The organism is Hyphomicrobium denitrificans 1NES1, assembly GCF_000230975.2.
GTDB lineage: Bacteria > Pseudomonadota > Alphaproteobacteria > Rhizobiales > Hyphomicrobiaceae > Hyphomicrobium_B > Hyphomicrobium_B denitrificans_A.
Window position 1 is genome coordinate 3,678,133 of the sequence record NC_021172.1, and the last position, 12,645, is coordinate 3,690,777.

Consider the following 12,645-nt stretch of genomic DNA (forward strand, 5'->3'; position numbering starts at 1 on the left):
GAGGGCCGGATGCTGGAAACATCCGACCCTCATTTGATTCAACCCCTGTCTCAAGCAGGAGCTAAACCCATGACTCTTCCTAGTAACATTGCGTTAACTTGGCAAGCTAAAACGGCTTACGCTTGCACTGCACTTTTCTCGCTCGCATCGATCAGCACGAACGCCGTTTACGGTTGGTCTAAGGGCGACACGCTGCCATCACAAATCATTTGGGCAGTCCTTGCTATTGCGGTTGGCACGACTCTTTTGCTTGCGACCGCTGCACTTTTCAAAGCCTTGGCCGCTAAGAGCTACGGGCACGCGACCTTCATTGCGTTGGGCCTTGCGCTCTGTGCCACCTATAGTGTGGTTGCGGCTGTCGGTTCGGCCACGGGTCAAAGAATGTCTGCGGCTCTTTCCGAAGATAGCGCCGCAAGCCATCGTACAGACTCACAGAAGGCCATTAGTGAAGCTACCGCTCACCTATCGCAGCTCCCTGAGAAACGGCCTAGCAGCGCAATAGATGCTGAAATACAGGGCATCCTGATAGACCCGAAGCTTGAAGGCTGCAAAGAAATCAACGGGCCTCGCACAAGGGAGAAATGTCCCCATGTTGCGGAGCTTCGGAAAGACCTTGCGGAAGCCCAAGCGACAGAGATTGAGCAACGGGATTGGCAAGGCAAGCTCGATACGGCTCGGACTGAACTAGCCGCACTCCCGCCGCCCCGCGTCGTGAACAGCGATGCGCGGACCCTTGTCTCGTTCTTGGCAGCACTTGGCTATTCCGTAACGGTCGCACAGGTGAACACGGCGTTGGCTCTGTTGTCAGTGCTACTTATCGAATTGGGCGGCTCGGTGAGCTTGGCAGTCGGGATGGCCCTAAGTCTTCCTGAAGGGGATTTCGGAAAGCCTGTTTCCCAAGAGTCCGCGAAGGAAGCACAAGTCCCCTCGTCGTCCGCTACGCCCTTGTTATCGCAGGCACGCAATGCTGACGGCTCTTTGAAGGGGCTTCAGGAAGTCGAACGACAAGCCCCTGTCACTCCCTTGCTGAGCGTTCGCGAGAGACTTTTGTCAGAAGTTAACACTGCAAAGGGTGGATTGCGTTCAACGTATGAAGGGCTTGGGAAGCGATACGGAGTCACTGCAACTCGTATTGGCCAGATCGTTCGGGACTTAAAGAGGGACGGAGTTGTCCGCGTCAGAAGTTCGCGGAACGGGACGACGATTGTGCCCGCTCTCGGGATCGTAACAGCGGTCTAAATCACCTAGTCGCGGACGGCGTGCAAAAGATTATCACTGAGCATCTGAGATAGACCGACTAGCTCGTGCATCCCAGTGTTGCCGCCTTGAAGCACGCCCAATGTTACGCTCTCACCGTCATTGTCGATAGTGGCATAACACATGGCTCTGAGTTCGCCGCTTTCCGCTTTCGCTAATAATTCCTGAAGGCCGGTAACAAGTCTTTGCCGTTGTTCTTCGGATTTTTTGGCGCGCTCTTCACTAATCAAAACCAGATTGGCGGTCATAGCAGCTTACCTCTCGTGCAAAAACGAACAGGCATCACGCGTCCCGATAAGCCATCTGATTTGGACGGCTTCTGTCAACTCAACGACGGCAGAGGGAATTGAGTTCCTGCGCGCTGAGTCATTGCCGACACACACGCATGCTAAAACATTGTAATTCTGAACATAGAAGGATTGGATGAAATCAATTGAAGTTCTGAGAACGAGAGGTTTACCGTTCTCGCTGATGACGACTACGCATGATTTGCTTGTCGTGGCAGACGCAGAAAACAACGACCTCTTCACCTACTGTCCGAAAAAAGGAGTGATGCTTGGCCTTGGTGACTTTGACGACCGGCCTAGAATGTACACTCCAAAATGTCTTCAGCTTTTTATTGCGCCTATTGAAGACTTGCGCAGAATGAAACGGGAGTGGAAGGAAGCGGCGGCACGAGATAGTGGTAACGCTCTTCCCTTCATACCTGCTCTGACTGAGCCGGTGTACGTTGACGAAAGCCACAGTACAATGATTGCCAAGTTTGGTAAGTCGTGTCGCGAAATAGAAATGGAGGGGGAAGATTGATGACTCGGCAGATCACATCAGCAAGCGATAGATTGGACGAGTCGATTGCTAGGCTTGTGGCATTCGCTAACGAGCCCGCACAATCGGCTATTGCGGAAGTGCCAGAAGACATTCTTTCGCTAATTGAGCGTCATTCTGGCCCACTAACTGCCTGTGCTTACGATCAACTCGCGAAACCTGAAGCGCAGCGGAGATTGCTGTATGTTCAGCACATTGTCTCCGAACGAAAGATGGAAAAGCAGCGTAGCGGTACACGCGTTCAAAAGGCTTTCGCAACTTTCAAGTGGGCGTGTGGCCTTGACGTGCCGCCTGCTCATAAATCGTTAGGTGATGCTGAGAATGACCGCTTCAGCATACGGTTCATGGCGGTGATGACTCTGATTCCCGTTGGCGCTTTGGCGCTTATGATAATCACCGCCGTTATGAAACATCAGTAAGTCGCGCAAACGCGAACACGTAATCTTTCATACAGACATCTAATGTTGCTCCGTGGCCATTCGGTCGCGCGAGCTTTTTTGCTTTCAGACACAGGGAAGATGACAGACAACGTAGACAAACTACCGGGCGAACTCGCTCGCAATCTCGCAAAGTACCAAGAAGACATGACACCCGAAGAGGGCGCGCTTATCCTTGCGCCAACTAATCCCGACGAACTGATTGAAGCGCACAATACCGTAGCGTGGGCTGCTCATTCACTCAGTCAAGCAGCGATGACTCCCGAAGACCTTGACCCTTCATTTGCTGAAATCGTCGGCGCAGAGTTTCGCCAGCACAACACTATCGGCTCGATATTTTCGAGCAAGGCGCTCGCAAATGCTTTGTCGGAACAGGACGACTCCCGGCCGTTAACGCACCACGATATTGTGCAGAAGGTGGAAGCCCAAAACTTCCAACCGTACTTCGACTATTTCAAAGGTGCGCGGACTGAAGCGGAATTTGATGCCATTCATGCTGACATTGAACGCGAACTTGAAGACAAGCGCATTCAGCAGGCATCGGGTTGGACGGGAGCAGCGTTAGGATTTGCTGCCGGTCTAGCCGACGTTCCGACGTTGCTGCCGGGCGGCATTGCGGTGAAAGGCGCGGCCAAGCTCGGAAGCGCAGCCCGTGCGGCGTTAGAAACTGCGTTGGCCGGTACGCTTGCGAGCACAGTTGGGGAAATCCCGCTTCAAGCGTCGCAGCAACTTCGAACCAAAGAAGACGCGGCTCTATCTATCGGCTCTGCAACGATCCTGAGCGGCGTTCTTGGCGCAAGCGTACATGGCATCCTTGGCGGCGAAGCTACGAAAGCCATTGATCGCCTCGATAATGTGAGAGCGGACGCAGCGACGGGCTTCAAGCAAGCGACGACTGCCGGTGCTAAGCAACTCGACATTTACGAACAGACGGCGGCTCGCGGGCTAGATGGTCCTGACCGTCTCTTTTCTGGCGGCGCGTTCGAGTCGTTAGAGAAGCTTGGCAACGTTCCGTTCGTCGGTGATCTTCTTCGCAATCCTCGCATCGATTCCGAGGGCAGTATGTCCGGTGCCGTTCGTGACATCATTGCCAGGATGACGAACAACCCTTCCATCTCGTCTCAGAATGCAGCGGGCATTGCGTCGAAGGAAAGCGTTCAAGCAATCATCGGCCGCTATCATGGCGAGTGGGCGCAGGCTGTTCGCGAAGTCAACGAGATTTGGCGTAAGAATAAAGCCGCATACGGTAACGACCGCGAAGCCTTCAATGACAAGATTGCCACCTCTCTCGCCAATGGTCAGATGTTCGAAGACCCGGTTATCAATCAGGCCGCACAGGTCATGCATGATAGGATTTTCGAGCCGATCAAGAACGACCTAATCAAGAACGGCATGTTCACAGAAGACCTTCAGCCGAAGAACTCGATTGGCTACTTCCCTATTGTGTACGACGCCAATCAGGTCATGGCTCAGAAGGGTGACTTTCTATCGTACCATGCTGGCGCTTATCAAAGGGAAATAGAAGACCAAGCCCGGCAAGCACTGATCGCGAAGGGCGTTAAGGCATCCGATGTTGAAGATGCGAAGATTGCGAACCTTGGCGTTTCCAAAAAGGTGCTGAAAGTTGATGAGAACGGCGCACCTGTAATCAATCCGAAGACCGGCAAGCAAGCCATAGAAACTCAGGTTGTGACACCTGGCACTGTTGGCGAAACGCGGGTGGAAGCGTGGAAGGCATTTCAAGCTGACTCTGCGCGCATCACTGGCGAACGAGACAAGGCGTTAGAGAGCTTCGATAAGGACGAGGCAGCACCGGCCCCGACCATTGACGCTGAAGGCAACACCGTCTCCGATCTTCGCCCACATTTTGAGCAGCGCGACAAGATCAAAGATGCGAGGATTAATGCGACGGTTGTTCGGGACGAGAAGCTTCAGGACATTGCCGCACAGCGCCAGAAGGACGTTGACGAGGTTCAGGATGCTTGGCGTCAGAAGAATATTGAAGGCAGTCTGACTCGCGATCAACGTAGAATAGCAACGCTGGAGCGTGACAAGCAAATCTCGCGTATCGATGCAGCGGCGGAAAAGGAAGCCGGTCGCGTTCGGAGAGAGACAGAGAAGGAAATTAGGAAGTTTGACGGCCAGCTAAAGGAAGTACGGAAGACGGTTGTTGAAGAACACGCCGTACGGATCGATGCCTCCCGCACTGAACGTGACAGGCTCATTGCGGAAGCTGAAGACGAAGGGCGAGCCAATGTCCTAGCCGCTCGCGGCGTGAAGCTCGAAGACGGTGTTGAGAACACACTTAGAAAGTACACTCGAAATGGTGCGATTGATGCTGAGCGTGTTGCCAAGGATGCAGAAGCGCGAGCACAGGGTCTTTACGACGCCATAACGGGAAAGACGCGGTACATTTTTGGTCACGAGCTTCCAGGTTCGACACGCGGTTACTTCAAAGCTCGCAAAAATCCAGCCTACCATACTGACTTGATGGACCGGCGTTGGGTTGTTCGCGATCCTATGAAGCTTTCGGAAATGTACGTTCATGCTGCCGGTACTGACGCCGCGCTCGGAACGATCTTCAAGAAGTCTGTGCCGAAGATAGGTGATGACGGGAAGAAGCTCGTTGATGAGGCAGGCAAACCCGTCATGCACGAAGTTGGTGACGTTGGATTGTCCGAAGCGCTTAAAAAAGTCACGGCCGAATACGACAACTTGCTTTCCAATGTGACGGTGCCAAAGGAAGTCCAGGCGAAGCTCGAAAAGAAATACCACAACGATCCGGCCAAGCTTGCTGAGAACATGAACGTTGCCCGTCGTGAAGCTGAGAAGAATATTCAGTATCGCCGTGACAGGGACATTGCAAACATTGAGCTACTTCGCGACTTTGCCCGTGGCGTCCAAAAGAACCCGAGCCCGGCAAGCATCACTCGTGCAGCCGAAGCGGTGGGCATCTTCAACTACGTCACGAAAATGGGCGGTACGGTTCTTTCGTCTCTCGGTGATCCGATTAACATTGCTCTGTCGCAGGGTTTCGGAAATGCAGTGAAGTTCGGGTTGCTCCCCTTAGTTCGCGATATGCGGAAGGCGTTGTTGAGCGGTGACGATGATTTGCGCAGGCTGTCTCGTCTGTCTGCTGCGAACATGGAACTTGAGTTTAACTCTCGCATGGCGGCAATGGGCGATCTTGGGAACGTCTATTCCCAGGCGGACCCAATGTACAAAATGCGTCGGATGGCAGAAGAGTTTTCAAAGTATTCAGGCATCACGTATTGGAACACCTTCGTCAAACAGGTTGCCTACAACACAACGCAGGCTCGGATTGTTCAGAATGCTATGGCCGGTTGGGCAAAGGCATCTAAGGGCGAACGAGCTTGGATGGCGTCTCTTGGAATTGACGAGGGGCGATTAGCGCAGTTCCGCGATCACTACCTTACGCAGCCTGACAACCGGAAACTTGCTGCCGGTATTCCCGTAGCTCATTGGGATACGTGGGCAGATAAGAAGGTTGGTGAGGCATTCCGTCAAGCCGTCTACAACGAGAGCTTCAACACGATTACGACGCCGACGTTTTCTGATCGCATAGCTTGGGCAGGTTCGCCAGTCGGTCGCACAGTGCTTCAGTTCCGAAACTTTATGATCGCTCAGCAAATGCGGCTGATCGGGCGAAACGTGCAGCTTGCTTCAATCGACAAACAGTACGCCGCTAACGTCTACACCGGACTTATGGGCCTCGTGTTCATGGGTGCTCTGATCGATGCAACGAAGCGAGTTGTGAACGACCAAGGTTTGACCGGCACTCGGGGTGAAGACGGCGCTTGGGAAAAGTACGTTCAGGAGTGGCACGATAAACCGTCTCAGCAACTTTATAATGCCCTAGATCGTTCGAGCGTGTTTGGTGTTCTGTTCGAGGGCTCAAACATTCTCGACAAGCTCGGCCTTCCCTCTATCCAGTCTGCCGGTCGGTTTGTAACTGGCGAAGACAAGGACGAATTGGGCGGGACTTCACGAACTCGGAATGTGAGCACGGCGGGAGTCTTGTTTGGTCCGAGCCTTGGGCAGTTGGACGATTTGCAGAAGACACTTCGTTCCGTGAGCGACGGTGTGTTTGATCCTGACCACCAGTTGACGAGGCAGGATTACAGGCGGGCTATGCGTATGATCCCCGGCAGTTCAATCTTCTGGTTGAAGCCTGTCTTGAACGAAGGAGAGCGATACGTCGGGAACGTGATGGATTGGCCACGAAATTAAAAACAACGCGGGGAGAACCGCCTAAGGCTGCCTTAACTCCGGAACGCTGTTTATTGGGTAGTCGGTCGTTCTAATAAATTTAAGGGACTCGACTCGGATGCCATTCGAGCGATCATCAAGGGTTCGCAACTCAAGTTCAAACTTGTTCGCTGTTTCGGATGATGATTTGGCGAGATCATCAGCTATTTTTTGGAGATCGGCAGTTGATTTCGCCGAATCGATTTCAGGAGTTGCGTCAGCACCCAACGATGTTTTTAGCATGGAGGCCTGTGAGGCCAGCGTTAAAGCAGAGGCGATCACTGTCAAAGTTTGTGAGGCCGCTTGAGCCCGACGCGACCGCTCCAATGCAGCCTGTAGCTGGTTTTCGATTTCGTGAACTTTACTTTCAGTCTCTGCCTGTTGCCTTTGCAGTTCAGTAATGCGAGCGCGTTCTTCGGCGCTTTTCACCTTATTTTGCATCTGTACCACAGCAAGCTCTAGTGCCCGTGTCTGAGCGGCTTTGTTTTCAGCGTCTAATAATTTTTCATCGGCAAATCGACGTGCCGTGTCGTTTATAAGTTGTGTAGCTGGTATAGTTGATGCCTTAATTTTGTTCCCCTCTTTCGAGAACCACAGGAAGTAGGACATCGACCTATCTATTGTTGCCCCGGTGCTCGGAGCAGGGGCAATCGTGTCTTGTTGTTGGGCGGCTGTGTTTACAGAAAGTGGCGATGTTCCTGCTCCTACCAGTTGGACGCCGTCGCCAACCACGGAATAAAAGGGCGTTTCACCTTCAACTTTTTGAATATCAACTCGGTATAAAACTCCAGTTTGGCCCGTCGTTTTCAAAAGTTCTGCAATATTGTTGTCTTCGTGTTTTAGGTACTTTTGAATGACGTGGCTCAAACCCCACTTATTAAATGCTCCGGCGGCGGATTGTGCCAACGAAGCGGCGGCTGAAGCTGTGGTGGCACGGGCTGTCATTGATGAAGGCACAGCAAGGCCGTACGGATCAGGAGGGCCGCTGCCAGTTCCGGAAGTAGCGGCAAAACATGCGTGGGGCGGACCGGCAATAGTGGCAATGAGCACGAAGACGGCAAGCTTAGATGGAGAATAAATCATCACGAATACCTTCTAAGTAACTCGTGTAAATTCTGAATACCAACCTCCGCTGCGACGACTGCGTTACTGCCGAGCGCAATCCGGCTCCTTTCAAAGTTGATTTGATCAATAATTAAGCTCAGGGCATCGAACGTAGCTGACATATCAGTTCGTCTCTTCATCGCTTGCATATGTGCGAGTCTTGCATTCGCGTCAGGGATACTTGCGGTGTCAATTTGACAAAGCGAATCTGAAGGGACAGCGGGATCACCAGCGTTTGCCCTCCTGTCTGATGCTTTCTCCAAAACAAAATTTAGAATTCCCGTCGGCTTGCCGTCAATTTTTAGTTCTTCCTCTTTCAATGTTACATCGAGTGCGAGCCGATCATGGGCTCCGTCGCGAGCGTTTCTTATTTTTAGACTTCCGTGGCACATCCTTCGCGCGACTTGGTTTGGCTCAGTGAGCGGTGCTGATTGCGGGCGAGAGTCAATCGGATCGAACGAAGCAGCTGGTTTGACTAAATTATAAGGTGCCAACTCATTGAATTGATAGCAACCTATATCATCGTTCAGCCACTCTGCGTCGTCGTGGTCATTCACCCCAGTACAAGCAAGTAACACGGAACTGGGGACCATTTTTAGGGACGCTCCGATAGGATTGAGCGATGCAGCCTTCATTTGGTCAGTTAGTCTGTTTTTTGCACTCATAGCGTATGACATGGCAGAGTTAGGATTGCTTGGATCAACTACGCTATTGAGCCATGGAAGATAAACTTCGCGTATCGTAGAAGTGATTTCAAAGTTATTGTACCCAAGCAGGTTTTTTAGGTTCGTCTCTACAAACCCCAAAGGGCAAGCGACAAGAGCTGTTACGGGGTCTGTTAAATTTAAGACATTGACCTGTTGCCGGGCTGATTCGAGTCGAAAGAGAAGTTGTGAGAACACACGTTGAGTATTCGGATTTGTTCGCCACTGCTCATCGCTGATGGAGGGGTCATGCGATTTAAGCAATTCGACATAACCTCTGATAACCGCAAGCAATTCTGTTTGCAGTCGTCGTGTGTCTTGCTGCTTTAGTAACTGATCTATTTGATCCGGCAACTCGTCCAATTTTGTTAGGACGGCGGCTAGTTCCGTTTGAATCTCGGTGAGCTTCTGAAGCGCAACCTTCAAAAGCTGATAATTGGCGCTGATAATTTCACCAATTCCGCCGTCGCTACGATTATTGGCGGCGACCATGCTTGCCACCATCGAAGCAACCGCAATTGCAACTTGGACCCAAGCTTGCGCGAGAGAAGGGAAGAGTGTGAGAAGGGGAGTACCAACGAAAGCTGCTTTACCAATTGTGCGAGCCGAAAAAATTAACACGGTACTCTTCAGAAACTTTCGGCGGTCCATCGTCATGCGATTTTGACCCGCAAAATAATCGAAGCATTCGAATCGGCGTGTGGGGCACTTGAGCCTTTGCCCAGACTTATGGAAAAATAGAAACAAAGTTGTGACTTGTAAAGCAACACCGATAACGTCTGAAATCGTGCGGTCAGCGTTAGGAAAAAAGCACATCTTCTCGCTTCGACAACTCGCCAAAGCCATTGGCGTACACCGCGAAAAGCTCCGAAGAGTCATCAAGGCTGATCCCGCGCTTGCCCGTTTGACCGACCCCATCAGAGGTTGGAACGGGCCACGCGGCGGGCGAACCATTGAAGACCGTGTTGCGATAATTGAAGAAGCAAAGCGCGCGGGCAAGGTCCGAACAGTGGCCGACGCACTTATAATCTCGGACATTCATTGGGTTCGGTACAATCAGTATCTAAAACAGTCCGAGGCATGGCGGCGTGCTTTTGGTGGCATACCGTTCCCTGATCCTCCGCACGCTGTGTATGGCACGGGGCATAGGGCACACGTTCTCTATACGAAATATGTTCGCGAGAACGAGGCCAAGGGGATTGCTCAGCCGGAAGCGTCTTGGGGTGCGCTCGACAAGGCCATGAGGGCCGTTGAAAAACACATAAAGAAGAAGAACGCTGAATGCCGAAAGCTGAAGTGGGGTGACGCTTCAATCGATGTGCAGAAGAGAAAGCGGCGAGGAAGGAAGCAAAAGTTTTTCACGAAGAAGGACGCGGACAAGATCGCGAAGAGAAGATTATCGCACTTCTCAACTTACAACCTCCTTCGCTATCTCGCGGCTAGTTCGGGGAAGACTGTTGACGAGGTGGCAGCAGAAGGGGCAACGACGGCTCTAAGGAAGAAGTACTTCGCTGCGATTGCCGAAATGCGAGACAAGAAGTCGTTCAAGGAAGCGGTGGTACGGACTGCGCAGAAAAAGAAAGAACGTGCAGAGCTAGAAGCTAAGGCGGCAAAGTTCAGGAAGAGGCCGGATTTAGTTCGCCATCAATTTTCTTGTTAGAAGGGAATTTCGTCGTCAATATTTACGGGTTCGTCGTGGTCGCCAACCGGGGCTATTCCGGCCAAGACTAGTGCTTTGTTGAGCTTATCTACGAATGATTTATCACCCATCAGTGCGGGGTACGCCGGTACGTTTTGACGAACTGTTTCCCAGGCATCGCGAGGCACATTCTCTATCGAAGCGAGTTTATCGACCCGAAAAGAAGCAAACGTAGAGTCCGCTGACGCCGCGATTGTTTTTGATAGACACTCAATTATGCGGTCGCGCGTTTTTGGGCTATCCTTTATCGCTGTAAAGACCTTCTCGGCAACTTCTACGGCATCGCCGCCAGTCTTCTCAGCTTGAAGCTCTCCTATAAAACCATAGGGGGCCGCGCCTTTGTCGAGAGGAATAATCAATACATCACGGCAAACAGCAATTCCTACTTCTTGATCGGTCCAATTGCTCTGGCTGAAGTCCTTCGTAATAATGGCAACAAAGGCATCCATCGAATGCAGCGACCGTAAGATTTCATCGCGCCACTTTGCAGACACTTTGATGTCATCGTGCGCGACGAACGAAGAAATGCCATAACGCTTGAGCACTTCCCGCAAATTGTGCGCGCTAGTCTTTGCGGTGTGAACGTGGCTGATGAAAACTCGGAGATGATCAGTTAGCCAATATTTGCTTTCACCAATCGAGGGCGTATCTGGGCAACGGCCCCTTGATGGTATCAAGGCCAAGCTGCTTGGCGACATCAAACAATTGGTCTTCAGTGCAACTGTCCAAGAAATAGCGCGCAAGGCTTTCAGCGTAATAATTTCCGATGTTTTTTGGTGTGGCCAATCCCATCATTGTGAAGAACGTCAGCACGTCGTCGCGTGTCATTTCTTCGGCAATGGTATGCTGTGCTTGATTGATAGCTCGAACGCGATCAATAGGGCGCATTATGCGAAACTGCACCTTTTCCCCCTTTAGAAATGCGAGCAGGAATCAGAAGTCGTAAGATATGCCAAATACTGCATGCACAACCAAAATTGCGTATGATGTAAACTGAAAAAATGCAAAGTTCGCCCTGCGATCCTGATAGCTAACTAGAGTCTCATACGCGTTTTTGCCCACCCCGCCTCGAAGCACCCACCCCCTCGTTTTCGCGGACCACTACCCCACCCCCTCGCATTTCCGCAGCACATTAGCCCCCACATACGAAGCACGCGTTTGCGGAACGTCCCATGATCCGTGCACACGGCGTGACTCGAACAAGCTAGCGTTGCTCGCGTTTGTCTGCGGCTGCGTCGTTGTTGTGCGATTAGATCGTACAAGGAGCGCAATGCTCAATCGCAATGAACCGCGTCAAAGTGGGGCGGCAAGCAGTATATTCGGCAACAACTCGTTCATCGGGGGTTCAGTGGGCCGTGGTACGTTTCCAGCATTGAGGGGAACGGCATTCGAGCTTCACGATGGAAAAGTTTAAAGTTGTTCTGTGGGATGACTCGTGGGCGGCCAAAAGCTGGTACGGTGGCCAAGAAGAGTGTTTGCCTTCGATCCCTTGCTCGGAATACGCAGTAGCACCGAAGCGGCACGAAGCCGACGACTGCGACGAACTATCGGCACGCGCGGGCGAAGGCGACTGACTTTTAGGCCTGCCTCAGCATATAGGGGCTCATGGCTAGCGACCCTCTTCCGTGGGGCACTGTTTATACGCAGCTAGCGGTCCTTACCTGTCAGCTTCTTTATATCGGCGTAGCGGTGCCCAATCCGACGCTCACTGATCTGCACGGGTTTGGGAAGGCGACCGTCCTGAACCATGCGCTTGACGGTAGCGACTGAGGACCCAAGCATCCTCGCAACCTCTTCGTGCGATAGAAGCTGTTGGGCTGTTTGCTCGCGGGTTTCTGCGGTCAGGTATTCCCCGAGCTTCCGCCACGACGCATCGTATGAATTTGCGAGTTCGGCGGCTTTCTCGTCTAACAGGTGATCAAGCACGGGGCGTATGGCTTCGCCGTACTGTTTGATAATCCGCGCTTCGTCTTGTGCCGGGAGAAGCTTCTCCCGAACCGTTGTCGTCCGCTGCTTATTCCAATCGATCCCCATGCCCAAAGACTCGGTGATTTGCTCAACTCGAACAAGTCAGGACGGCTTGATTCAGAAGGGGGTTTTCAGCACTTTATGTGCTAGGGATGTGCTAGCGGAGCAATTTGCAAGCGACGATAGTGAGGGAAATTTAAGTCTCTGATATGCTCGTAACTATCTGATTTTATTGCAATTAATTGCAATGGTGCCGCTTGGGTGACTCGAACACCCGACCCCGTCATTACGAATGACGTGCTCTACCGGCTGAGCTAAAGCGGCAAACCGTCCCGAGGATTGGACCACGCGGGAAGGCGCGAGGGATACCCTCACCGGTTCG

The 12,645-nt window shown here is 52.1% G+C and carries 11 protein-coding genes and 1 tRNA gene; 5 read left to right on the top strand and 7 right to left on the bottom strand.

The features are described 5' to 3' along the window. Positions 1 to 9 precede the first annotated feature (9 nt). On the top strand, positions 10 to 1,239 hold the full coding sequence (locus tag HYPDE_RS17725; RefSeq protein ID WP_015599935.1) for a hypothetical protein: 1,230 nt from the start codon (positions 10 to 12) through the stop codon (positions 1,237 to 1,239). 5 nt (positions 1,240 to 1,244) lie between these two features. On the opposite strand, the gene HYPDE_RS17730 is transcribed toward HYPDE_RS17725, so the two are convergent. Continuing rightward, positions 1,245 to 1,505 (bottom strand): hypothetical protein, encoded by a 261-nt coding sequence (locus tag HYPDE_RS17730; RefSeq protein ID WP_015599936.1) that lies wholly within the window; start codon positions 1,503 to 1,505, stop codon positions 1,245 to 1,247. 175 nt (positions 1,506 to 1,680) lie between these two features. Here HYPDE_RS17730 and HYPDE_RS17735 point away from each other — a divergent pair, with 175 nt between their 5' ends. The 3 genes from HYPDE_RS17735 to HYPDE_RS17745 all read left to right on the top strand — a co-directional run bounded on the left by HYPDE_RS17735 (position 1,681) and on the right by HYPDE_RS17745 (position 6,770). After that, on the top strand, positions 1,681 to 2,064 hold the full coding sequence (locus HYPDE_RS17735) for a hypothetical protein (RefSeq protein WP_144061312.1): 384 nt from the start codon (positions 1,681 to 1,683) through the stop codon (positions 2,062 to 2,064). Further along, positions 2,064 to 2,501 (top strand): hypothetical protein, encoded by a 438-nt coding sequence (locus HYPDE_RS17740; protein ID WP_015599938.1) that lies wholly within the window; start codon positions 2,064 to 2,066, stop codon positions 2,499 to 2,501. The genes HYPDE_RS17735 and HYPDE_RS17740 overlap by 1 nt, the downstream gene beginning before the upstream one ends. Before the next feature lie 99 nt (positions 2,502 to 2,600). After that, the gene (locus HYPDE_RS17745) at positions 2,601 to 6,770 is read left to right on the top strand and encodes a hypothetical protein (protein ID WP_144061313.1); all 4,170 of its coding nucleotides are present in this window, start codon (positions 2,601 to 2,603) and stop codon (positions 6,768 to 6,770) included. 21 nt (positions 6,771 to 6,791) lie between these two features. Here the strand turns inward: HYPDE_RS17745 and HYPDE_RS17750 are convergent, their stop codons facing one another. Together HYPDE_RS17750 and HYPDE_RS17755 are read right to left on the bottom strand one after the other, a co-directional pair. Then, positions 6,792 to 7,874 carry a hypothetical protein gene (locus tag HYPDE_RS17750; protein ID WP_144061314.1) on the bottom strand — a complete coding sequence of 361 codons (1,083 nt, stop codon included), beginning with the start codon at positions 7,872 to 7,874 and terminating at the stop codon, positions 6,792 to 6,794. Next, positions 7,871 to 9,253 (bottom strand): hypothetical protein, encoded by a 1,383-nt coding sequence (locus HYPDE_RS17755; RefSeq protein ID WP_015599941.1) that lies wholly within the window; start codon positions 9,251 to 9,253, stop codon positions 7,871 to 7,873. Before HYPDE_RS17755 ends, HYPDE_RS17750 begins: the two co-directional genes overlap by 4 nt. Positions 9,254 to 9,347: 94 nt before the next feature. Here HYPDE_RS17755 and HYPDE_RS19240 point away from each other — a divergent pair, with 94 nt between their 5' ends. Further along, a complete protein-coding gene (locus HYPDE_RS19240; protein ID WP_144061315.1) occupies positions 9,348 to 10,256 on the top strand; it encodes a hypothetical protein in 909 nt (302 codons plus the stop codon). On the opposite strand, the gene HYPDE_RS17770 is transcribed toward HYPDE_RS19240, so the two are convergent. The 4 genes from HYPDE_RS17770 to HYPDE_RS17785 form a co-directional block, all read right to left on the bottom strand. After that, positions 10,253 to 10,993 (bottom strand): toll/interleukin-1 receptor domain-containing protein, encoded by a 741-nt coding sequence (locus HYPDE_RS17770; protein WP_081625145.1) that lies wholly within the window; start codon positions 10,991 to 10,993, stop codon positions 10,253 to 10,255. The genes HYPDE_RS19240 and HYPDE_RS17770 overlap by 4 nt on opposite strands. Then, entirely contained in the window at positions 10,926 to 11,198 is a 273-nt protein-coding gene (locus tag HYPDE_RS19445) for a hypothetical protein (protein ID WP_187290848.1), read from the bottom strand. Before HYPDE_RS19445 ends, HYPDE_RS17770 begins: the two co-directional genes overlap by 68 nt. 744 nt (positions 11,199 to 11,942) lie before the next feature. Continuing rightward, positions 11,943 to 12,329: a helix-turn-helix transcriptional regulator gene (locus HYPDE_RS17780; RefSeq protein WP_015599945.1), complete on the bottom strand. Its 387-nt coding sequence runs from the start codon at positions 12,327 to 12,329 to the stop codon at positions 11,943 to 11,945. A 182-nt stretch (positions 12,330 to 12,511) separates the two neighbouring features. After that, positions 12,512 to 12,587: transfer RNA gene (locus tag HYPDE_RS17785), tRNA-Thr, on the bottom strand. Positions 12,588 to 12,645: the final 58 nt, after the last annotated feature.